Raw genomic sequence first — 23,151 nt, forward strand, 5'->3', positions numbered from 1 at the left:
ATCAAGAAATTAACAATATTCATTCAAATCATTTCCTGGATAAATTTGATTTTACTTAACTCCTAACACCACTCACATATAAAAATTAAATTTTGCTAAAAAATAATTATTAAATTAGCGGTTTGATAAAAAGGGTTTACACTTGAAATTCTTTTAATCAAGAAAATTAATCGGATAAAACCAGGAACAATCATTTATGCTAATTGAAAATGTCGAAAAGACCACCACTGTGGAGGAGCTGAAGAAAATTGCTTCACAGGTGAGAAGAGATATTGTAAGAATGGTACATTGCTGCAGCTCAGGCCACCCGGGCGGATCACTTGGTTGCGCAGACTATCTTGTTGCGCTTTATTTCAGAGAAATGAAGCATAATACTCAATTTAATATGGACGGGATCAGTGAAGACCTATTCTTCTTATCCAACGGACATATTTCACCACTTTGGTACAGTGTTTTATCAAGAGCAGGTTATTTCCCTGCTTCAGAACTAGGTACTTTCAGGAAACTTAATTCTAGATTACAAGGACATCCTGCAACGGAAGAGCATCTTCCTGGCATCAGAATCGCTTCCGGTTCACTTGGACAAGGTCTATCTGTAGCTGTAGGTGCTGCACAAGCAAAGAAATTAAATAAAGATAATAGGCTAGTTTATGTGTTAATGGGCGATGGAGAGCAACAAGAAGGCCAGGTTTGGGAAGCCTTGATGTATGCTGCTCATCACAAAGTAGATAACATAATAGCCGCGGTTGATTATAACGGACAACAAATTGACGGACCATGTGATAAAGTTATGTCACTTGGAAATCTTAAAGCCAAATATGAATCATTTGGGTGGAGAGTTCTTGAATGTGCAGAAGGAAATAAAATGGAGGTCGTTACAGAAACGATTCAAAAAGCCAAATCACTTACAGGACAAGGTCAACCGATTGCAATCTTGTTGAAGACCGAAATGGGCTATGGTGTTGATTATATGATGGGATCACATAAATGGCATGGAGCAGCTCCAAATGATGAGCAATTAGCAAAAGCACTTGCACAACTAGAGGAAACCCTTGGCGATTATTAATCCATCTTAAAATTTTTATTGCTCTTAAGAAAATGAAGAAATTTACATTCGAAGAAAAAATAGATACAAGATCAGGATTTGGAGTAGGACTGGTTGAAGCAGGAAGATTGAACTCCAATGTCGTTGGTCTGTGCGCTGACCTTATAGGTTCATTAAAGATGGGGGATTTTATAAAAGAATTCCCAGACCGTTTTTTTCAGGTAGGAATTGCAGAAGCCAACATGATAGGTTTGGCAGCGGGATTGACTATCGGAGGCAAAATTCCATATACAGGTACTTTTGCAAACTTCTCAACTGGAAGAGTATTTGACCAGATCAGACAATCAGTATCTTATTCTGAAAAAAACGTTAAAATCTGTGCATCTCATGCCGGACTTACTCTTGGAGAAGACGGTGCTACACACCAGATCTTAGAAGATATTGGAATGATGAAAATGCTTCCTCATATGGTAGTAATCAATCCATGTGATTTTAATCAAACCAAGGCTGCAACAATTGCTATAGCAAACCACTTTGGTCCAGTATATTTGAGATTCGGAAGACCTGCTGTACCAAACTTCACTCCAAAAGACCAAAAGTTTGAAATTGGAAAAGCTCTTCTTTTGAACGAAGGTGCTGATGTTTCCATCTTTGCTACAGGGCATATGGTATGGGAAGCAATCAAAGCTGGAGAAATTCTTGAACAAAAAGGAATTGATGCAGAAATTATTAATATCCATACGATTAAGCCATTGGACACTGCTGCAATTCTTAAGTCTGTTCAAAAAACCAAATGTGCTGTTTCTGCTGAAGAACATCAGATTAGCGGAGGTTTAGGAGAAAGCATTGCACAGGTATTAGCAAGAAATTATCCTTTGCCACTTGAAATTGTTGCGGTAAATGATACATTCGGAGAAAGTGGTACACCTGATCAGCTCATGGAAAAATATGGATTGACTGCTAATGATATTGTTAAAGCAGCAATGAAGGTTGTAGAGAGAAAAGCTGCAATGAAAACCTTAAGTGTGTAAATAATAAAGGTCTTTAGATTACTTAAAGCCATCAAAATTAAGTTTTGATGGCTTTTTTTATGCTAAACGATTATTTTTTCCAAAAGAATGTGTAAGAGCCGTCTGGTATTCACCTACATTTTGAATAATTGATTTCATTAAAAGGTCTAAAATTCTTAAATTGGACTTTATTTATAATTGATTGACTTCAAAATCACAAATTCTCTTTTTAAAAACAATGACACATCAATTAAAGTCTTTATTGAAAACTGGACTGGCATTGCTGCTCTGCTTGTTTTCACAATTATCGATTGCCAGAGACTATGAAGCTCCCAAAGCTCAGACAGCTCCGGTAATAGATGGAGTTGGAAGCGATGCCTGCTGGGCTTCAGCAAACTGGTATTACATAGATCAGACTTGGCTGGGCTCAACACCAACAGCAGCTGATTTTTCAGGAAGATTTAAAGCTTCATGGGATTCCAATAAACTTTATATCTTAGGAGAAATTACCGACGATGTTTTAAGTGACAAGACAGCAGCTCCACTCACGAACTACTGGGAAGATGATTGCTTTGAAGTCCTTTTGGATGAAAACAAATCCGGAGGCGAACACGAAAAAAATTACAACGCTTTTGCTTATCACATTTCTACACTATTAGATGCTGTGGATGTAGGTGTCGATGGCAATCCCCACCTTTTCAATGATCATGTCACTGTAAAATGGACTAAAAACGGTAATGTATATACATGGGAAGTCGCTATAACAATGTATACAGATGCATTTGTATATGGAGCTACAAACAATCCCAAAGCAAATCTTGTAGCAAACAAAAAAATCGGTCTTGCTATGGCCTATTGCGACAATGATGGAGCTTCCAGCCGTGATAACTTTATGGGTTCTGAAATAGTGACAGGATCTGATAAAAACATTGCTTATAAAACCGCAGATATATTTGGAACTTTGACATTAGTTGAATCTTCTGTTCCTACCGCTTCTTTTGTTCATTCTGTTGTTGCTTCCAATCTTGCAAATCCAACAGTAATGGTATGTGCTCCAGATGGTAGAATTTTTGTCTGTGAGCAGGAAGGAAAACTCAGAATCATTAAAAATGGAAATTTACTATCTACTCCCGCAGTTACTGTTCAAACGGCAGTTTATCTACCTCAGTTTGGTAACTATAGCGAAAGAGGCTTGATTGGACTTGCTTTTGACCCTGATTTTGCAAACAACAATTACATATATCTTTACTACACTGTTAACTCCAACGGAATCCACAATAGAGTGAGCCGTTTTACTCTGAATGGGGATGTAGTCGTTTCAGGCAGCGAATTAGTTCTTTTAGAACTGGAGACATTAAGTGATCAGTCTGTCAGCCACAATGGCGGAGCCATGGCATTTGGGAAAGATGGAAAACTGTACATTGCAACAGGGGAAAATCAACAAAAGGTAACTCCTCCTGTTTCTCAAAACCTGGACAATTATTTTGGTAAAATACTTAGAATTAATTCTGATGGAACAGCTCCGGCAGACAATCCATTTCCTACAGGTTCAGAAAAGAGAAAAAGGGTTTGGTCTTACGGCTTAAGAAATCCATTTACGTTTGACATACAACCTGGTACAGGTAAAATTTTTGTAAATGATGTGGGACAAGATGCTTGGGAAGAAATAAACGATGTCACTATTGGTGGCAAGAATTATGGATGGCCTACAGCAGAAGGTGTTTCCAGCAATCCTGACTTTACTAATCCTGTATATGTATATGGACATCCTACTTCAGATAGCACAGGGTGTGCAATTACAGGAGGAACGTTCTTTAATCCTGAAACTACCAATTACCCTTCTAAATACATTGGCAAGTATTTCTTTATGGATTATTGCAACAACTGGATAAACTTTATTGACCCTGCCAACAACTTTAAGAGACAGACCTTCTCCTCCAACGTTGCCGGAGCTCCTATTGCAATTGATGCAGGAATAGATGGTAATATTTATTATCTAAGCAGATCTAATTCTGCAGTATATAAAATAGTTTATTCAGGAAATTCTTCTCCTGAAATTGTAAACCAACCTCAGAGTGCCAATATTTTCGAAACTCAGCCTGTTACCTTTTCTGTAACCCTTACTGGTACTGCTCCTTTTACATATCAGTGGATGAAAAATGGAGTGGATATTCCTAATTCAAATTCAGCTACATATTCAATAGCCTCAACAACAACAACAGATGCCGGAGACTATTCAGTTAAAGTAACTAATGCCTCAGGCTCTGTAACGAGTAATATTGCTACGCTTACTGTAGGACCGAAAAATTCAAAACCCGTAGCAACTATCTTAACTCCTACAAATGGAACACTCTATAAAGGTGGAGATGTAATCACGTTTAGTGGTTCAGGTACAGACCCTGAAGATGGTACTTTACCAGCCTCTTCCTTTACCTGGTTTTTTAATTTACATCATAATACACACGTGCATGATGGACTTCCTTTAACTGGTATCCAAAATGGAACTTTTACCATTCCAGTTTCAGGAGAAACCGAAGATAATGTCTGGTTCAGAATCAAACTTGTCGTTAAAGACAATCTTGGTTTAACGGACACTACCTATGTTGAAATTTTCCCTAAAAAATCAACAATTACTTTGGCTACAGAGCCAGCAGGCTTGCAGGTAAAAGTTGACGGACAACCCAAAACTACCCCGTATTCTACCCTTTCGGTACAGGGTATAGAAAGGTCAATCAGTCCGGTTTCTCCACAATCTGTTAATGGTATTCCTTACGTATTTGATCATTGGGTTCATGGAGGAAGTGCTGATCAGATCATCTCTACCCCTCTGACCAATACTACATACACTGCGGTGTTTAAGAAAATTTATCAGGATACATCTTCCTATTCTCCAATACACGATGCCTACGTTCAAAATGCAAAATACGATACTACATTTAAGAGTAAGACTTATGGAACACTTGATCCGCAATTCCTAATCTCAAAAGTACTTTTACCAGAAGGTAATAACAGAAATACTTTTATCACTTTTGACATTTCTGACTATAAAGACAGTATTTTATCTGCCAAGCTAAAACTGTATGGCTATATAGAAGAAACAGATACAGATAAAAAATCTTCAATAGCTGTAGGGGTTTATACTTCCTCAACAAACTGGACAGAAAATACTATTACATGGAACAATCAGCCTACTATATCCTCTGTAGCTCTTGATACGACCGTGGTGAATGGATATACTTACAATACATATTACTGGGATGTAACTAAATATATCAAAAGTGAAAGAGCTGCAGGAAGAACCAAAATTACTTTAGTTCTTAAAAATATAGAACAAAGTTTTCCAAGAATCTATTTCAACTCTAAAGAAAACACGAATGGTAACGGCCCTAAGCTAATGATTTTAGCTCCTTGTCAAGGACCTGCCCTTAATGCAACCCAAACCAATGCAACGTGCTATGGAGGAAACAATGGAACCATTGCTATCTCCGCAACAGGCGGGATAACACCTTACCAATATTCATGGACTAACGCATCCAGTACTTCTTCTACAGCAACTGGATTAACTGCCGGAGATTACAAAGTAACTGTTACTGACAATAAAGGTTGTTATTCAACAAAAACAATTACTATAACTCAGCCTGCGTCCATTGGCATTGCAATTGTAAAAACAGATGTAAGCTGTTTTGGTGGTAATAATGGAAGTGCTGTTGCAACTGCTTCAAATGGAAATACTCCATTCACCTATTCTTGGTCTCCATCTGGAGGAACAACTGCCACTGCGAACACCCTTACCGCCGGTGTATATACTTTGACCGTCACAGACTCTAAAAGCTGTAAAGCAACCTCAACTGTAACTATTTCAGAACCTGAACAACTTACTGCCTTTGCAAGCAAATCAGACGTAAGCTGCTTTGGAGGAAATAATGGAAGTGCTACTGTTGCGCCGACTGGCGGAACTTCTGGTTATACTTTCAGCTGGTCACCATCCGGAGGAACAACAGCTACTGCATCAAATCTCAGCACAGGGATCTATGTATGTAAAATTACAGATGCAAAATCTTGTTTTATTGAAAAGTCGGTTACGATAAATGGACCGTCTGCTGCATTAGCTGCTACAACTTCACAGAAAGATGTAACGTGTATCGATGGAAGTTCAGGAGAGGCTACAGTGACTCCATCTGGAGGAACCTCCCCTTATTTATACTCATGGTCCCCTTCGGGAGGAAGTGCTGCAAAAGCGACAGGTCTTTCCGCTGGTGTCTATACATGTCGTATCACAGATGCTAATGGTTGTAAAATTCAAAAATCTGTAACGATTACTTCACCATCTACACTTCAGGCTTCTCATGTACAAATGGATGTTACCTGTTTTGGAAAGTCTGACGGATCTGTGACTGTAACAGCAATTGGAGGTGGCGGTAACTATAGTTACAGCTGGTCTCCAGTAACCGGTTCAACAGCATCTTTATCCGGACTTTCTGCTGGAAATTATGCCTGCACAATAAAGGATGACATCGGATGTTCAGTAACTGAAACCGTTACCATAAATCAGCCTGATGCCATAAACGCCACGCCTATAATTTCCAATGTAAGCTGTTTTGCTGCAGCAAATGGTAGTGTAACGTTGAGCCCCACAGGAGGTACTCCTGCATATACATATGCATGGACGCCGTCAGGAGGTACAAGCGCAGTCGCAAGCAATCTTGCTCCAGGAAATTATAATGTTACCATTAAAGACAGTAAAAATTGCAGCATTACAAAATCCGTAACAATTACTCAACCTCTCGCCTTGGAGGGAACAACTGAAGTCACCAATGCAAAATGTTTTGCGGACAACTCAGGTTCAATTTCTGTCAAGATTACCGGAGGGACGAGTCCATATGACTATAACTGGAATCCTCCAGTTGTCACAGGACCAAATGCCACAAGCCTGTTCTCAGGAACTTATTCAGTGATTGTTACTGATGCGAATGGCTGTAAAAAGGAATTTACCGAAATAGTGAATCAACCTGATCCAATGACTATCGTTTCTGCAACTACCAATCCAAGCTGCGAAGGCAAATCTGATGGAGGAATTACGATATCATTAATTCTAGGAGGTACAGCACCATTTATGTATACTTGGAATACCGCTTCAACCGGAAATTCAATTTCAGATCTTGCCGCAGGAAATTATAGTGTACTAGTGCAAGATGGAAAAGGATGTACAGGAGTTAAAGATTTCACAATTACAGAACCACAATTAATAAATGTTTTTTCAACAACGATTAATCCGAATTGTTCATATGATAAAAACGGATCTATTGAACTTAAAGTGAGCGGAGGTGCTATTCCATATAAATTTGAGTGGAGTAATGCTCTTACTACTAAAGATATCAGTGATCTAGCTCCAGGTAACTATACAGTAGTTATTACTGACAATCAAAACTGTAAGGCTACCAAATCAATTGAACTTGCAAGCAGTTCTTCCAAAATGACAGTAATCCCAACAATTGAGAATGAAGGTTGCCCGGGAGCAGCTGACGGTAGTATTAGCCTTGCTGTAAGCGGTGGGGTTCCTGAATATCAATTTGCCTGGGAAAATCATATATCTACATCTTCAAAACTAAGCAACATACAAGCTGGTACATTTTCATATACTGTGACTGATATGCTGGGTTGTAAAACATCAAGCACCTCAATTGTCGGAAATGGTATTTGTACCGGCATTACAGGTTCAATTGGAAAAGTTGATGATATTTTAATTTATCCTAACCCTACTACAGAAAAAATTTCAATTGAAACTGACCTGAATATCAAGTCAGTTGTCATTCGTGACAACCTTGGTCGTATAGTACTCAGTCTTAAATCAGAGAACCAGATTGATATGACTGACATGAGTAATGGAATTTACTTTATGGAAGTTGAAACAGACAGAGGTAAATCAATCAGAAAAATTTCAAAAGAATAACTTTATTTTTTTCTATAAAAAGCTACCCCAACAGGTAGCTTTTTTTGTTTAATGGAGGTTCCATAAAATGCAACCAGATCAATTCTCGAAATTCTCAACTAAAAACAGATTAATTAGCTCGTGTTTTAGATTTTGAAAATTGTAAAATAAAAATTGTCTATTTTTTCGTACTGGGAGTGAATAGATTACAGAAAAAATAAAAAAAATATAGACTTTTTTTTGAGAGACGCTTGCATTGTATCAATAAAAGGTATAGCTTTGCACCACCTTAAACGAAAGAGGTAGCCGAAACGGAAAGAAAGTTTAGGTTTTAAGATTAGAAAAGAGTTCTTGAAAATATTGGACTGGTAGTTCAGCTGGTTAGAATGCCGCCCTGTCACGGCGGAGGTCGCGGGTTCGAGTCCCGTCCAGTCCGCAAAAAGCCTTCAGATTGAAAAATTTGAAGGCTTTTTTGTTTTATATGCCTGTTTATTTTAATAAATTTAAAATATGAGAATTTTCATATTTATTACCATTACACTTCTTTCCTTTAAGGCAACATTCGCTCAGGTCAATCTACCTAAAGATCAAAATGGGAAAATCACTTATACTGACATAATCGTTGATAGCGGAGCTAGTGCACAACAACTCTATATACAAGCAAAAAATTGGATTTACAAACATCATCAATCCACCTCAAAATCGATAGAGCTTGACTCGGCAGGTGGTAAGGTTATGGCTAAGGGATATTATCTGGTTTATAATAAGGGAGTGGTTTCAAAACAAGTTCATGGAGCAATCAGATATAATGTACTAATTGAAGTAAAAGACAATAAATACCGATACAACTTTAGTAATTTTGTTTTTGAATATTATCAGCAAAACAGAAACTATCAGTATGTTCCAACTGGAAAAGAAAAGCCTTTAGAAGATGAAAAATTTGCAGGATTTCAAAAATCCTGGGACAATCATAAATTAGACAATGATAAATTAATAAAAAATCAAATCAACAGTTTAAAATCAGCTATGAAGCATGTTGAAGAGGTAAAGCCTGCTCCTTCTAAACCAGCTGTTGAATGGTAATTATCTTAATTCGAGATTTTCAGAAAAAAACATTTCTTTTGTTTCAAGGTGGAGACAACATAAATAACCATACCTACCTGGGTTTAAAGCATAAACACAACCTCCATCAATATTAATCTCAAAATTTTCCTGAGAAGAATTTAACTTAGATAGAATCCTTTCACGATCCATTGGAGTGTGCCCGTGTACTACTATCCGATTACCAGTCCTCAATGGGTCAACAACTGAATATCTTGTCCAAACAAGCACATCTTTTCCTGAAAAGATATTGTCAGATTTAAAGTCCAAGCCAGCATGAACCAGTATGTAATCTTCCAGTTCTATATATAGCTCAAGCCCTTTAAAAAAAGAAACGTACTTTTCGTCAAGTTCATGGATATTCGATACCCCAAAGCTCTTCAGCGAAGTATCCCCTCCATTTAACAACCACATTCTTTCATAAGTGCTATCGGAAAAACTTTGAAGCAACATATCTTCATGATTTCCCAAAAGACATCTTACATTATGTCCTTTTTCTTTTAATTCAATAATATAATCTATTACACCTTTACTATCAGGTCCCCGATCGATATAATCCCCCAGGAAATACAAAGTGTCTTGCTTGGTTAGATTAATAATTGATTCTACCATGTGCCTGAGTGTTATAGCACACCCATGAATATCCGATAAAACAAATGACCTCATAAAACTTTCATTCAAGCTGTAGGCAGACCTACTTTATCTTTATTTTCCTTAAAGTAAGTAATAATATCAGTTATAAGTTCTGTTTTCAGAGTTCCAGAAATTGATGGCTCGGAGAGGTATCTAAGCTTTGCTTGAATCCATGTGTTTTCATGGATTCTAAAGTCAACTACAGGCCTATCATCAATGTGTTCTTCATCCACAGCTGTTTCTTTCAGAATTGAATGGTAAATCTTCACAGTTGATTCAAACTCCTCTCCTAGCTTTCTGTTTGCAATTTCCATCATTGATTTTTTCACGAAATCAAGATCACTTTCAAATGATATAAAAAAAGAAATTTCATCCCATATAAAAGGAAACAAAGGCCAAGAATAATTAATTACATGATGGCTCAGGATAATTGAGTTCGGAAATTTTGCTATCCTACCTGTAGGATGATCTGAAGCTAAAGCATCTCCCAATGTTTCCCAAATAGTAGTTTCAAGGTATCCGACATCAATAACATCGCCTGTAATATCTCCGATTCGGATTCTGTCTCCTACTCTGAATGGCTTATTTATAATAATATAAATCCATGCTATAAAACTAGTAATAGGTGTTTGAAGGGCAAATCCAAGAACAAGTGAAATCAATCCCAGAGAAACTACTGCAGTGTACCAATTTGCAAATAATATCGATACTATGATTAAGACTAATATAACCCCTGAAATCAGATTGAGAACCCTATTCAGATTGAACCTAGTTGCTGTTTCTTCTATACTGTTTATAAAAAAAACCTTAATCGATTTGGAAAGTGTAAGAACAAGCATCACACTCATGACAGCCTGTATGAGATTGGAACTTATCTGAAGCTGATGTGGAAGAAAATTATTAAACACTTCCAGATCGAATATCAATCCAATTTTCAGAACATATTTTAGTATTGCAAGACAAAGCAACAATCCAAAATAGATTATCAGATACAGCTTATCCTTCGCATTGACTGTGATAGTTACTTTCTTCTTAAGTCGCTTACGTTTGGATGAAGCTCTAAGAGCCATCTGTACATCATTTTTCCCTCTAATAAAATCTTCTGTTACTGTTGAATCTTTATACATTTCGAGATATTGATTTTAGTGAATACAATATGACAAACATTGATATTACTATTTTACTCCACCTGTTTAACCTTCTTAGAAATTAATACACAAAGAACAGTGGCTATACTTGCAATAAGGCCAAGCTTCCAAAATCCTGAGACTTTATCATCAAGAGTAGTTGAAATAATAAGTCCACCCAACATAGAAGACAATGCAGATGATAGCTGCTGTACAGAAGAATTGAAACTCATGAAACCTCCTCGCTGCTTTCTTTCAACACTAGAAGTAACCATGGCCATAGCAGGTACAAACCTTCCTCCGAAGGCAATAAAAAAAGAGGTAGTGACTAGGAAAGCCACATATTTTGGTACTTCCGGCAGATTGGTTACAAGCAAAATAGGGATTACTGAAATCAATGCCATTATTATGAACACTTTCCTTTTCCCATGCAGATCTGCAAGTTTCCCTATTGCTGGGCTGGAATAAAATGTGGCAAGTCCTCCAAAAAGGTAGATATAGGCAATTTGATCTTTTTCAAAGCCTACATTTTTCACCATATAGTCACTGATAAATGGAATAACAGTAAGGCCTGCCATCATTAAGACAAAAGTAAACAACAAAGCCCACAACAAATTGGAGTTACCAAAAATATGCTTTATCAAGGCAAAAGGATTTTGCTTTATGCCCACTGATATATGGCTCCTGAGAGATGGAAAGGTTTTCCAGGCAACGATCAATACTACCAGCGATATTGCAGTAATTAAAAAAAACGGCATATGCCAGTTAATCTTGACTGCGAGAAAATAACCAAGAGGAATTCCAGCAATAGAAGCAGCAGAAAAAGCTGCCATAACAAATCCTGTCGCTTTCCCCCTTCTTTCTTCCGGAATAGCGTCACCTATGACTGCCAACACTAAAGCCCCCAATATGCCACCGAAGGCACCGGCCATAAACCTTGCGATCAGAAATAAACTATAATTTTGGGCTAAAGCGCAACCAAGTGTGCTTACTATAAAACCAGTGTATAGCGCTAACAATGCTGTCTTTCTGTCAAACCTGTCGATATAGAATGATCCAAGAAAACCAAATATACCGGCGCTCGCAGCATAAGCGGCAACTAAAAGTGAGAATTGTTTATTATTGATATGCAGTACTGACTGAAGTACAGGATTCATTGGCATCATGATTACAAAGTCCATGATGTGGGTAAAATTGATAGCTGCTAAAATAAATAACAGCAGCTTCTCACTTTTTTGGTTTTCTGATTGATTTTCCAAGGGAAATATTTTCAGGAAAAATAATCAATAAAAATTAAGACAAAAAAAATACTCCAGGTCTCCAGGTGATCTATTTATTGCATTTCTTCCTCACTTTGATTTTTCCTGATCCCTGACAACTGATACAAGCAATGCGTATTGTTCCTTTTCCTTTGCATTGGCCACAATTCCCCAACCCTGACCCTTCACATTTACTGCATTTATGATAAGAATCCCCATAACTTTTACTGTCACGATTCACTCCACTACCTTTGCAAACAGTGCATAAAACCTTACCCTTTCCTCTGCAATTCGGACAAGGAGCCTCTTCGTCTCCGCTACCAAAACACATGTCGCACAATTCTATGGCTTCATAGTATCCCGATTCATGGCAATGAGCATCTTTAATATATTGCTGTGCCTCATTATAAAACTCGCCTTTTTTACCTGTTAAGGTCAGGTATTTTTCCATTGCGGCAATACTTCCTTTATAATTACCCAATCCAAACTGAGTAACACCATACAGATAAACCGTCTCATCAGGAAGTACAGTTTTTGTGTCAAAAACCTTTCTAATGGTCTTCTCAGCCTCACTAAAATTATTCCTGGAGATTAAAACTTTCGCTTCCTGCAAATAAACAGTTATTAAAGAATCAGCCTTATTTTGAGCAAATAGATTAAAAGAAAGGAAATTAATAAAAAGTATAAAAAACCATTTTTTCATTCAAACCACACCTATTTTTTTTGTCAATTCTAACTAAATTGAAACCTTGTTTACAGAATCAAAACCGGAAAAAGGATATTTTTATTATCAATTTAAAAATTGTTTTTTCCCAAATTAATACAAAATAATGAAAATAAAGTTGCTTGTCGTAGGAAAAACAGAAGAAGATTTCATGAATGAAGGAATTGACAAGTATATCGCTAGACTAAAGCATTATATATCTTTTGAATTTATCATAATTCCTGACGTAAAGGGAGGTTCGAAATTAACCACTCTTAAATTAAAGGAAGAGGAAGGAAAACTTATATTGGCAAAGGTTTCGACTGGCGACCAACTTATATTGTTGGATGAAAAAGGAAAGGATTTTACTTCAAGAGAGTTTTCAGGATTTATTCAGAAAAAAATGAACTCTGGCGCTCAGGCCTTAATTTTTGTAATCGGCGGAGCTTTTGGGTTTTCCGATGAGGTGTATGAAAAAGCTAAAGACAAAATTTCTTTATCCAAAATGACTTTCTCTCATCAAATGGTCAGATTATTTTTTACGGAACAGTTATACAGAGCTTTTACAATCATTAAGGGAGAAAAATATCATCACGATTGAGAGGCTGACCTCTAATCCATGCCGTAAGGAACAACCATAATTACCGTCTCCTTTTCAACTTTTACCATACCTGGGGCTGAGCCTTTGATTTTCCTCACAAATTTTTTCTGTGTGTACATTACCGGACAAAGAGAGTCCGTTTTCCTCTTTGAATAAAAAGCTGCAAGGGAAGCTGCGCGTTCAATTACAGGTACAGGATAATTCTGTCCCGGTCTCTGCTGAATAATGACATGAGATCCTGCTACATCCTTTGCATGCAACCAAAGATCATCCTTTTTACCTGTTTTAAACGTGAGTTCTTCATTTGCCTTAGCTGATTTTCCTACAAGAATTTTGTATCCCAAAAAATCATAGGTTTTATAAGGCCCCTCCTGAAGCACACGTTCCTTTTCTTTAGTTTTAAAATATTTAGTCTGATAGTTTTTTAGTTCTCTGGGATCCTCTATTTTACTTACTGTTTCTTTATCAACTTCCAGCTGTTGAATCAAATCTAACCTTTGCAGAATTAGATTTTCAAGTACCTCTATTTCCTTAAATCTGGATTTAGATTTTTTATATAAAACCTCTGCATTTTTCTGAGGAGACAGTTTTGAATTAAGTTTAAATTCCCTTTCTTCATTTCGGTAAAAGTCAAATAAAACAACCCTTTCAGTCCCTTTCTCAATTGCATGCAAATTCGCCATAATCACATCCGCAGTTTGATCCATTGGAATACCTTCCTCGATCTCCTTAAGTCTTTTCTCTGAATCAGACACCACTGCTTTGGAATGCTTCAACCTTCGTTCCATATCTCTGTATAGCTCCTCTTTAGTAGTATGGATGTGAAGTTCCTTAATATATTGACGATAAAAAGAGTTTATTGCCTTTATTGGATTATCATATTTTTCAAGATAATCAACCTCTGGTAATATGCTGATTGAAGGTTTACCTTTCTCATCCTTTACAACATAAAATTTCGGGTTTTCTAAATGCGAAAGCAAGGAACCAAGGTTACTCCATTTATCTTCGAGCAACATGTCTTGATACCCCCTTTTTTCTAACCAAGCAACAGCTTCTTTTCCCAAGGTTGGAAGGAACGCATTAAGATTTCCATTTAACTCATTAAATTTTGAATGAGAAAGATCCAATGTTCTGTTTAGATGCTGCAGAGATAAATCCAAATCCAGTTTAAGGTTATTCTTAAAAATTTTCACAACCTTATCAAGATCAAACACAACTACATTTGCTCGATTACCAAACAATTTAAATACAAGTGATTTACCTGTTTCCAAAGAACATACAATACCTCTTTCATTCAATGCTGTTTTGACTTCAGTTACTTTCAGCCCTATTATTTCTTGAAAAAGAGTGACTGAATTCTGCCTTGCCCTTCTGAAATCATCGGGAAAATATAAACATGAAAAGGTATTTTGAAAATGAGCCTGAATAAAAATCTCTTTTTCGTCTTTCTGAAACACAACAATTAGCTCCTCTTTTTGCTGACTAAAACAATCTATCACTTCGTAATCTTTCAAAAATCGAAGCGCAGATGCCAATTGGGATATAAAAAAGTAATTATTATGCACTTTAATTATTTAGATAAGTAGTAAAAATAAAAAGATTCCGGATTAACCGGAACCTTTTATTGATTATCATATTTTCTCAGCAAATAATCTGCAGAATAAACACCTGATCCGTAGAATAGAAAGAATACAAGTAATAGTAATACAAGAATTGAAATCAACAATTCCGAATGTATTGTAATTACATAATTTCTTGCATTAAATATTATAGCTCCAATCAATATAGGCAACTGAAATAGTACTGCCACCCGGGTAATGGTACCCATGGCGATCAATACTCCGCCCGTAAGGTGCATTAATGCAACATAATGAGCAATAACTACTGCGCCGAACTCCATATTACTTGTGGAGATAATGTTCTGCAATGCAGTGGTGTCTGAAATAAATAACACTCCTTTCACCATCAGGTATATCCCCAAAAGCACCCTTAATCCGGCTACTATCATTGAATCGCGATGTACTTCTTTCCAGGAGTAAGCTTTTTGTATTAAATCCATATGGTCCTCCTTTTATATTATGAACAATACAGCTTAAATCTAAGTTTTCGCAATTAAATTTTACACTATTTTTTTACCAATACGTATATATGAACATGATTTATTTCAGGTTATTTTATTCTAATAAAAAGCTTCTCTTCGTTGCTATACTGCTCACTTTTTTTGCTGGCTTCGGAAAGACTTTTCTGTTTTCTCTTTACATACCTGACATGATCAAAGAGTTTCAGTTGAGTACAACTGGCTTCGCTCTTATATATTCAATTGCTACTATTACAAGTGGTATTTTGGTTTTCTATCTTGGTAAACTTATAGATCAGACTAAAATATTTACTTATTCCCTCATGGTAGCCATAGGGCTTGTAGTGTCCTGTTGTTTACTTTCCTTTTCGTATAATCTTGTGCTCCTGTTTATTGCGGTTTTGGGTATGCGACTTTCAGGACAAGGGCTTATGAATCATACATCTTTAACAATCATAAGTAAGAGATTTAAAAGATGCAGAGGAAAAGCCTTGAGTCTAGCAATTATCGGCACTCCGCTGGGGGAAGCGATCCTTCCGCTGGTTGTCGCCTGGGGTGTACACCATTACGGATGGAGACCCGCTATCCTCTACAGTTCCATGTTTTTAGCCATAGTACTGATTCCGGCTATCTTTCTTTTAAAACAAAAAAATAAGGTCATCGAGAAATTTCCGGGAACTAAACCCAAAGTAAAAACTCAGCATTCTAACAAAAAGTGGACAATCAAAAAGCTTTTTAGAGATCAAAGATTTTATCTCGTTGCACTTCCAGTATTTCTATTGTCATTTCTGGTGACAACATTAATGTTTTTCCTTGTTCCAATAGCGAAAAGTAAAAACTGTTCTCCGGAATTGATCGCATTTGCTTTTCCATTTTTTGCATCCGGCAATTTCATTGCTACCTTTTTTACCGGCAATCTATTGGATAAAATAAGCGGTACTAAAGTATTTCCATACTTTTTATGGCCATTTGCTATGTCCATCATTACCTTATTATATGTCAATCATCCATATGCAATATTTGGAGCAATGTTTCTTGCCGGAGCTTCCGTAGGTTCTGGCGTTACGCTCGAATCTTGTATGATTGCAGAGATATACGGATTAAAATCCCTTGCTAATCTTAAATCAGTATTTACTTCAATCACCATTTTAAGTACTGCTATAGGGCCTTTAATTACAGGAATTTTGCTAGATGCGGGCATTACATTCCATTTGATTTTTTCTGTATTGATATTATTTATTGGCTTGGCCTCATTGCTCAGTTTCAAACTTCAGGATGAGAAGATACAATTGTCTTTCAGCAAATTTGCTCCAATCAAAACGGTTAAAAAATTACTCATTCATAAATAAGTCACCTCCAACTAAACCACTAATTTACAAACACTTAACACCAAAAAACTCCCCTTAAAGTATTTAATATTAATTTATTGTTATTTTTTTATGATCATATTGTTAACTTTTTAATGTGTTTTTGAGTAAATTATACTTATAACTTAAAACATCGGAGGCTATTATGAAAAAGTTCATCTGTTTTTTGCTTTCCTTCATGATGGTAAGCGCAATTTTTTCTGACCTTTCAGCTAAGGATAAGAAAAAATCTAAATATAACTGTTCTCCTTCTATCATTTCATCCAAACTAAAGGATGAAATCATCAATTCTCCAGACTTCAATAAAGCCCAAGCAGAAGGTATTGTTGTTCTCAAGTTTAATATTAATTCCAACAATGAAATCATTGTAGAAAAGATTCAAAGCAATGATGCGGGTTTGAGCGACCTTGTAATGAAAAGTTTAAATGGTAAAAAATTAAAAGCTAGCTGTGTTCCTGAAGATGGAATGACAGTTAAATTCGACTTCCGTAAGGAGGAAAATAAACAGCTCTATTATCAGTTTTAGAAATTAATTTATAAAGGTTAAAGCGAGAGACAGCGATAAAGCTGTCTCTTTTTTATTTATTAGAAAAATATACTTTGCGCCAATCTGAAAGTATTGCAATGCGCTTCAAGTATGTCTTTGATGTTTTCTGAATAACCTCCTCCCATGCTTATGGTCAGAGGAATTTTGTTTCTTTTGCAAAGATCAAGCACCATAAAATCTCTTTGCTTACAGCCCTCTCTGGAAAGCATTAATTTCCCAAGCTTATCAGTTGATAATGCATCCACACCTGATTGATAAAATATAAAATCAGGTTGAACTTTTTCCAATATTTTATTCAATGAACTATCCAATATCTTCAGGTATTCTTTATCTCCTGTCTTATCTGGCAAAGGAATATCAAGATCCGATTTTTCTTTTTTCGCAGGAAAATTATTGGCACCATGTATACTAAAAGTAAAAACCTCATTTTTATTTTTGAAAATTTCCGCTGTCCCATCTCCCTGATGGACATCAAGATCTACAATCAATACTTTGGCTGCAAGCTTTTGAGCTATCAAAATATTAGCACTAATGGCATTATCATTCAACAGACAAAATCCTTCTCCTTTATCAGTATAAGCATGGTGAGTACCACCAGCAACATTCATTGCAATACCATACTTTCTGGCAAACAAAGATGCTTCATAAGTCCCTCCCATAATGATTACCTCTCTATCAATAAGTTCTTTACTTAATGGGAATCCTGTCCTTCTTATTTCAGCCAGGGACAATTCAAGATATTTCAATTTATGCCAATACTCGACAGTATGAGTCAAAAGGATATTTTCTTCACTTAAAAAAGCAGGCTTAAATAAATTTTCGGGCCCAATAGTCCCTTCATAAAGCAATTGTTCCGGGATGAGATCATATTTAATCATAGGAAATCTATGACCTTCAGGAAGAGGATGATTAAACTCTTTAGACCAGGCTATTTTCAGCAAAATCGGGAATTTGTGTAATTAAAGATTGCAAAATAAAATTAATCGACAAATTTTCCATTCGTGAACAACAAATTACAACTATTGTTGTTATTGGTATACATTTTTAAACTGATTCGAAAACTTTAATTATACTTTTATGAAAAAGTCAAGATATTTAAGACAGGTACAGGGACACATTAACAAAGCTGTAAGGAAAATCAGAATGTCCCAACGTGAGAAGAGAAATCTGATTTCCAAAGAAGAACTACTTATAGAAAAACTTACTGATAGATTAGGTAAAACACCTGAAGAAGTAAAAGGAATGATCAGTGATGGTTTGATGGAAATATTAACAATGGTCCCAACATCTGAGGAGGTAGTTAGCCAATAACTTATCCAATATTAAAATGAAAAAGTGCTGAAGGAAAACAATGTTCTCTTCAGCACTTTTTATTTTATTTTCAAGCTGTCAAGCTTCTTTTGATATAAGAGGGCATTTTTCTTATGCTCTTCAAAGGTCTCTGCAAATACGTGGCACCCGGACATATCATCTTTTGCACAAAAATAAATGAATTCATGTGGTACAAAGTTGAGTACAGAGTCTATTACATATAATGGAATAGTACTTATCGGTCCAGGAGGTAGTCCTTTGTTTCTGTAAGTATTATATTTTGATTTTACCTGTTTGTGCTTATTGAAAACCCTTCTTATGTCAAATTTATTATGCGCAAATACAACAGTAGGATCAGACTCTAGTCTCATATTATTATTCAACCTGTTTATATAAAGACCAGCAATCATTGGCATTTCTTCCTTTAATTTTGATTCTGAATAAACAATAGAAGATAATATCACAACTTCTTCTGGAAGTAATCCTGCAGCCTCGGCTTTTTCGGCTCTCCAGTTGTTCCAGAACTGCTCATATCTGCTGTAAGCGAAGTCTATCAGTTGATAGCTATTGCATGTTTTATAAACCTTTAATTCTCCAGGTAAAAACACACTGTAAAATGCTTCCTTATCCAGTCCGGAAAGTTCCTTTAAATACGAAGTATCCTTCAATACTGCTCTTAACGAATCTGCTTCTACTCCTATTTCCTTAGATAAAAGATTAATTAGTTTCTTGCGACTTCTTATTACGGGAATATCAATAGTCATCGCTTCCTTAGCAGGCTTTACTTTCAGGTAAAAAAGGATCTGAAGATTATTCCAACCTTTTTTGAATTCATAAAGGCCTTCGTCAGCATTTACGTCAAACAATGTTGCTGCCAGTTTAAAGGTCAGTGATGATTTTAATACATTCTCTTCATTAAGCAGATCTGCCAGGTAATGCGATGATGCCCTGCCAGGAAGATAGTAATAGAATTTTTCGGAACGGGATTTGAAATTGGGGAAAAGAAAGACATAATATAATGCCAGAATGGCTATAGCCAGAGTCCCCCAGGCATACCATTTAAATGGTATACGTGGGGACTCTGCCTTATTACTTTTTTTTATTTTTTTCTTCTTTGCCATTAATCAATAAACAGCAATCAGGTATTTTTTGTGGATGCGGTTTTCGGACTGACTTTTGCTGTTTTTTTCTCTTTAAATCTGGTATTTAACAGTGCTGCAACCAATCCTGTCCATCCAGTCTGATGCGATGCTCCGATTCCTCTTCCATTATCTCCGTGGAAATATTCATAGAACAGGATATGATCTTTGAAATGCGGATCCTTACTGAATTTTTCATCAGTCCCATAGACCGGACGATTTCCATTTTCATCCTTCTCAAATATTTTTACAAGACGACGGCTTATCTCTTCAGCAACTTCCTTCAAATTCATCATCACTCCTGAGCCTGTAGGACATTCAACCTGTACTTCATCGCCATAGTAATTGTAAAATTTCATCAGCGACTCAATGATAAGATAGTTAACAGGAAACCATATCGGCCCCCTCCAATTAGAATTTCCTCCAAACATTCCGCTCTCAGACTCCCCAGGGTTATAAGTAACGCTATAAACATGATCTTTAGTCGGAAACTCGTATGGATTATCTTTATGAAATTTTGAAAGTGCTCTGATACCATAATCACTAAGAAATTCATTAGGATCAAGCATCCTCTTCAGAATTGCTTTCAGTTTATTTTGTCTTATGAGAGAAAATCTTCTTCTTACGCCCTCATGTTCAATTTCTCTTCTTGAAACCAGTTTCGCCAGTTCAGGTCTGTAATTAAGGAACCACTCAAGCCTCCTGCTAAAATGTGGGAACTTTTCAATTATTTCAGGCTCTAGTGTTTCAACTGCAAATATCGGAATCAAACCTACCATTGATCTTATCTTCATTGGAATAAATTGTCCGTTATGAAGATTTAACACATCATAGAAAAACTCATCCCCTTCATCCCAAAGGCTGTACTTGGAGCCATTAAGATTTACGATAGCTCCTGTAATGTATAGGAAATGCTCAAGGAACTTTGAAGCGGTATCTTCATAAGAAGAATTATTCTTACTCAACTCAAGAGATATTCTAAGCATGTTCAGGGAATACATAGCCATCCAGCTGGTCGCATCTGCCTGCTCAATTTTACCTCCTGTCGGTAAAGGGCTACTTCTGTCAAATACCCCAATATTATCTAAACCTAGGAAACCACCTTCAAATATATTATGACCTTCACTGTCTTTGCGGTTTACCCACCAGGTGAAGTTGAGCATTAGTTTATGGAAAACTCTTTCAAGATAATTAATATCACCTTTTCCGAAAAAATCTCTTTCTATTTCATAGACTCTCCAGCAAGCCCAGGCATGCACAGGAGGGTTAACATCGTTAAAGCTCCACTCATAAGCAGGTATTTGTCCATTCGGATGCATATACCATTCTCTTAATAATAGAATCAACTGTCGTTTAGCAAAGTCAGGATCCACCATTGCAATTGTTATACAATGAAATGCTAGATCCCAGGCTGCATACCAGGGATATTCCCATTTGTCAGGCATGGAAATAATTTCCATGTTGTTCAGGTGCATCCAATCTTTATTCCTTCCATGAAGTCTTTCCGGTGGCGGAGTAGATCCTGGATCCCCCTTCAACCACAATGACACATCGAAATAGTAAAACTGTTTAGAAATAAGTGTTCCTGCAAAAGCCTGACGCTGGATCCTTTTTAGATCAGGATCAGTGATTCCTTCGGCAAGCTCATCATAAAATACATCAGCTTCTTTGATTCTTGATTTGAATATAAATTCAAAATCTTCAAACGCATTTTGAGTAGGTTGATCACTAAGTCTTAAACGGATTTCTTTGGATTGTCCTGGTTCTATTGTCAAAGCATATCGCAATGCTGCCTTTGTACCTTTCAGTTCAGGATTTACAGTAGGTTTTCCATTTACCACATGGAAATTAATACCATCTTTCCAATATCCTTCAGTCGGAGCATGGCCATATACCAACTCATGATTGGTTTCATTATCACAAAACAGTAAATCAGGTTTACCTTCATAATAAAGATTGTACAATCCCCAGTCTTTATGCTCAACTAAAAGTGACTTATTTTTATCTGCAGAAATTGAAGGTCTGTAAGGATCTTCTAAAAATGACCAGAAATTTCTGAACCAAATTGTAGGAAGCAAATGTATAGTAGATATTTCAGGTCCTCTGTTATGTACCGTAATACGAATGCACATATCTTCCATATCTGCTTTGGCATATTCAGTATAAACATCAAAATATCTATCTTCATCGAAGACACCGGTATCCATCAATTCATACTCAGGATCCAGTTTTCCTCTGACTTTATTTTCAAGTATTAAATTTGAATATGGGAATTCGGACTGGGGGTATTTGTATAAAAATTTCATGTAAGAATGGGTAGGAGTGCTATCGAGGTAATAATAAACCTCTTTTACATCCTCACCATGATTTCCCTGATTTCCAGTAAGACCGAAAAGTTTATCCTTTATGAAAGGGTCTTTTTCGTTCCACATTGCGACTGAAAAGCAGACAAGTTGCTTGTAATCACAAATTCCGGAAATTCCATCCTCTCCCCATCTGTATGCTCTGTGACGTGACTGATCAAATGAAAAATACTCCCATGCTGAACCAAAAGGGCTATAATCTTCTCTTACTGTTCCCCATTGCCTTTCGGATAAATAAGGTCCCCATTTTTTCCACCCTCGGTTACTTCTTGTAATATTTACTCTCTCTTTTTCAAAATTTGTCATCCCTCAAAACATTTTTCTTTAAATATAAAAAAAGATTTTAATACTCCTGATACGTTTATGTATGGAGGGCAGATGATAAATTGTAAGAAAATAATGAATCTGGCTACTATTTGCCAAGATCTGCTATTGCAAGTATACTATAGGGATATTGATCAACTTACCGTTTTTGATCTTAATCTTTTTGGAAGGATTATTTTTACAAGTCAACTCCATTTCAAATTCACCGGAAAGTACTTTTTTATTCTCATCAAGTACTTTAATTCTTAATACACCTGAAAGAGGCTTGTATAGGTTTAAATTAGCAGGATCGGTGTAGTGTATGACAACTTGTTTTAATGCGCTAGACCCAAGTTTTATTTCGGTTACTTCGGGCTTTATAAGAAAAAATTTACTAAATCTATCATTGCTCAATGACAATTGACGGTACCCCCCCGTAACAGTTCTCATATAAGCATTAAAATTTTTAATTACCATTGGTTTATCATCGACAGTGCAAACAAATAAAGCTGATGTATCTGCTGCTGTTAATTTTTCCCCAGTTATTACTTCTGAATTTCTGAACGAAAAAAGAAAAGGTAAAACTACCAATACGATCAATCTAACAGAAAATTTGTGCATGTGGCAAAAAAACGA

General features: G+C 36.2%; 18 protein-coding genes and 1 tRNA gene. 9 read left to right on the forward strand and 10 right to left on the reverse strand.

Going from position 1 to position 23,151, the window contains the following annotated elements:
• Positions 1 to 196: 196 nt before the first annotated feature.
• The 5 genes from J7604_RS10740 (at position 197) to J7604_RS10760 (ending at position 9,067) form a co-directional block, all read left to right on the forward strand.
• Complete coding sequence (locus tag J7604_RS10740) at positions 197 to 1,066, forward strand: transketolase (RefSeq protein ID WP_293895403.1); 870 nt, start codon at positions 197 to 199, stop codon at positions 1,064 to 1,066.
• Positions 1,067 to 1,098: 32 nt separating this feature from the next.
• Positions 1,099 to 2,076 (forward strand): transketolase C-terminal domain-containing protein, encoded by a 978-nt coding sequence (locus J7604_RS10745; RefSeq protein WP_293895406.1) that lies wholly within the window; start codon positions 1,099 to 1,101, stop codon positions 2,074 to 2,076.
• A gap of 217 nt (positions 2,077 to 2,293) precedes the next feature.
• Entirely contained in the window at positions 2,294 to 8,005 is a 5,712-nt protein-coding gene (locus tag J7604_RS10750) for a PQQ-dependent sugar dehydrogenase (RefSeq protein ID WP_293895409.1), read from the forward strand.
• A 341-nt stretch (positions 8,006 to 8,346) separates the two neighbouring features.
• Positions 8,347 to 8,420 (forward strand) — tRNA-Asp (locus J7604_RS10755).
• Positions 8,421 to 8,494: 74 nt separating this feature from the next.
• Positions 8,495 to 9,067 carry a DUF4468 domain-containing protein gene (locus J7604_RS10760; protein WP_293895412.1) on the forward strand — a complete coding sequence of 191 codons (573 nt, stop codon included), beginning with the start codon at positions 8,495 to 8,497 and terminating at the stop codon, positions 9,065 to 9,067.
• On the opposite strand, the gene J7604_RS10765 is transcribed toward J7604_RS10760, so the two are convergent.
• From J7604_RS10765 to J7604_RS10780, 4 genes are all read right to left on the reverse strand, one after another.
• Complete coding sequence (locus J7604_RS10765; RefSeq protein WP_293895415.1) at positions 9,068 to 9,751, reverse strand: metallophosphoesterase family protein; 684 nt, start codon at positions 9,749 to 9,751, stop codon at positions 9,068 to 9,070.
• 11 nt (positions 9,752 to 9,762) lie between these two features.
• Entirely contained in the window at positions 9,763 to 10,845 is a 1,083-nt protein-coding gene (locus tag J7604_RS10770; RefSeq protein ID WP_293895418.1) for a mechanosensitive ion channel domain-containing protein, read from the reverse strand.
• A gap of 53 nt (positions 10,846 to 10,898) precedes the next feature.
• Positions 10,899 to 12,104, reverse strand: coding sequence for an MFS transporter (locus J7604_RS10775; RefSeq protein WP_293895421.1), 1,206 nt, complete (start codon positions 12,102 to 12,104; stop codon positions 10,899 to 10,901).
• A gap of 70 nt (positions 12,105 to 12,174) precedes the next feature.
• On the reverse strand, positions 12,175 to 12,807 hold the full coding sequence (locus J7604_RS10780; RefSeq protein WP_293895424.1) for a hypothetical protein: 633 nt from the start codon (positions 12,805 to 12,807) through the stop codon (positions 12,175 to 12,177).
• Between the two features lie 127 nt (positions 12,808 to 12,934).
• Here J7604_RS10780 and rlmH point away from each other — a divergent pair, with 127 nt between their 5' ends.
• A complete protein-coding gene (rlmH, locus tag J7604_RS10785; RefSeq protein WP_293895427.1) occupies positions 12,935 to 13,408 on the forward strand; it encodes a 23S rRNA (pseudouridine(1915)-N(3))-methyltransferase RlmH in 474 nt (157 codons plus the stop codon).
• An 11-nt stretch (positions 13,409 to 13,419) separates the two neighbouring features.
• On the opposite strand, the gene J7604_RS10790 is transcribed toward rlmH, so the two are convergent.
• Positions 13,420 to 14,973 carry an NFACT RNA binding domain-containing protein gene (locus tag J7604_RS10790; RefSeq protein WP_293895430.1) on the reverse strand — a complete coding sequence of 518 codons (1,554 nt, stop codon included), beginning with the start codon at positions 14,971 to 14,973 and terminating at the stop codon, positions 13,420 to 13,422.
• Positions 14,974 to 15,029: 56 nt separating this feature from the next.
• Positions 15,030 to 15,467 (reverse strand): DoxX family protein, encoded by a 438-nt coding sequence (locus J7604_RS10795; RefSeq protein ID WP_293895432.1) that lies wholly within the window; start codon positions 15,465 to 15,467, stop codon positions 15,030 to 15,032.
• 89 nt (positions 15,468 to 15,556) lie between these two features.
• Between J7604_RS10795 and J7604_RS10800 the strand changes: the two genes are divergently transcribed.
• Positions 15,557 to 16,834, forward strand: a complete 1,278-nt coding sequence (locus J7604_RS10800; RefSeq protein ID WP_293895435.1) for an MFS transporter — start codon at positions 15,557 to 15,559, stop codon at positions 16,832 to 16,834.
• 163 nt (positions 16,835 to 16,997) lie between these two features.
• A complete protein-coding gene (locus J7604_RS10805; protein WP_293895438.1) occupies positions 16,998 to 17,378 on the forward strand; it encodes a hypothetical protein in 381 nt (126 codons plus the stop codon).
• Positions 17,379 to 17,437: 59 nt separating this feature from the next.
• On the opposite strand, the gene J7604_RS10810 is transcribed toward J7604_RS10805, so the two are convergent.
• The gene (locus J7604_RS10810; RefSeq protein WP_293895441.1) at positions 17,438 to 18,340 is read right to left on the reverse strand and encodes a histone deacetylase; all 903 of its coding nucleotides are present in this window, start codon (positions 18,338 to 18,340) and stop codon (positions 17,438 to 17,440) included.
• A gap of 136 nt (positions 18,341 to 18,476) precedes the next feature.
• Here J7604_RS10810 and J7604_RS10815 point away from each other — a divergent pair, with 136 nt between their 5' ends.
• A complete protein-coding gene (locus J7604_RS10815) occupies positions 18,477 to 18,710 on the forward strand; it encodes a hypothetical protein (RefSeq protein WP_293895444.1) in 234 nt (77 codons plus the stop codon).
• Positions 18,711 to 18,769: 59 nt separating this feature from the next.
• Here J7604_RS10815 and mltG read toward each other — a convergent pair whose 3' ends face one another.
• From mltG to J7604_RS10830, 3 genes are all read right to left on the reverse strand, one after another.
• Positions 18,770 to 19,831: an endolytic transglycosylase MltG gene (gene mltG, locus J7604_RS10820; protein WP_293895447.1), complete on the reverse strand. Its 1,062-nt coding sequence runs from the start codon at positions 19,829 to 19,831 to the stop codon at positions 18,770 to 18,772.
• Positions 19,832 to 19,848: 17 nt separating this feature from the next.
• Positions 19,849 to 22,518 carry a glucosidase gene (locus tag J7604_RS10825; RefSeq protein ID WP_293895450.1) on the reverse strand — a complete coding sequence of 890 codons (2,670 nt, stop codon included), beginning with the start codon at positions 22,516 to 22,518 and terminating at the stop codon, positions 19,849 to 19,851.
• Between the two features lie 123 nt (positions 22,519 to 22,641).
• Positions 22,642 to 23,136, reverse strand: coding sequence for a hypothetical protein (locus J7604_RS10830; protein ID WP_293895453.1), 495 nt, complete (start codon positions 23,134 to 23,136; stop codon positions 22,642 to 22,644).
• Positions 23,137 to 23,151 lie beyond the last annotated feature (15 nt).

This window comes from Sporocytophaga sp. (genome assembly GCF_017745095.1).
Taxonomy (GTDB): Bacteria; Bacteroidota; Bacteroidia; order Cytophagales; family Cytophagaceae; genus Sporocytophaga.

Excerpts from the sequence above, each read along its gene's own strand:
- J7604_RS10740 (WP_293895403.1), top strand. The coding sequence starts at position 197 with ATGCTAATTGAAAATGTCGAAAAGACCACCACTGTGGAGGAGCTGAAG.
- J7604_RS10745 (WP_293895406.1), top strand. The coding sequence starts at position 1,099 with ATGAAGAAATTTACATTCGAAGAAAAAATAGATACAAGATCAGGATTT.
- J7604_RS10750 (WP_293895409.1), top strand. The coding sequence starts at position 2,294 with ATGACACATCAATTAAAGTCTTTATTGAAAACTGGACTGGCATTGCTG.
- J7604_RS10760 (WP_293895412.1), top strand. The coding sequence starts at position 8,495 with ATGAGAATTTTCATATTTATTACCATTACACTTCTTTCCTTTAAGGCA.
- J7604_RS10765 (WP_293895415.1), bottom strand. The coding sequence starts at position 9,751 with ATGAGGTCATTTGTTTTATCGGATATTCATGGGTGTGCTATAACACTC.
- J7604_RS10770 (WP_293895418.1), bottom strand. The coding sequence starts at position 10,845 with ATGTATAAAGATTCAACAGTAACAGAAGATTTTATTAGAGGGAAAAAT.
- J7604_RS10780 (WP_293895424.1), bottom strand. The coding sequence starts at position 12,807 with ATGAAAAAATGGTTTTTTATACTTTTTATTAATTTCCTTTCTTTTAAT.
- rlmH (WP_293895427.1), top strand. The coding sequence starts at position 12,935 with ATGAAAATAAAGTTGCTTGTCGTAGGAAAAACAGAAGAAGATTTCATG.
- J7604_RS10795 (WP_293895432.1), bottom strand. The coding sequence starts at position 15,467 with ATGGATTTAATACAAAAAGCTTACTCCTGGAAAGAAGTACATCGCGAT.
- J7604_RS10800 (WP_293895435.1), top strand. The coding sequence starts at position 15,557 with ATGAACATGATTTATTTCAGGTTATTTTATTCTAATAAAAAGCTTCTC.
- J7604_RS10805 (WP_293895438.1), top strand. The coding sequence starts at position 16,998 with ATGAAAAAGTTCATCTGTTTTTTGCTTTCCTTCATGATGGTAAGCGCA.
- J7604_RS10815 (WP_293895444.1), top strand. The coding sequence starts at position 18,477 with ATGAAAAAGTCAAGATATTTAAGACAGGTACAGGGACACATTAACAAA.
- mltG (WP_293895447.1), bottom strand. The coding sequence starts at position 19,831 with ATGGCAAAGAAGAAAAAAATAAAAAAAAGTAATAAGGCAGAGTCCCCA.
- J7604_RS10825 (WP_293895450.1), bottom strand. The coding sequence starts at position 22,518 with ATGACAAATTTTGAAAAAGAGAGAGTAAATATTACAAGAAGTAACCGA.
- J7604_RS10830 (WP_293895453.1), bottom strand. The coding sequence starts at position 23,136 with ATGCACAAATTTTCTGTTAGATTGATCGTATTGGTAGTTTTACCTTTT.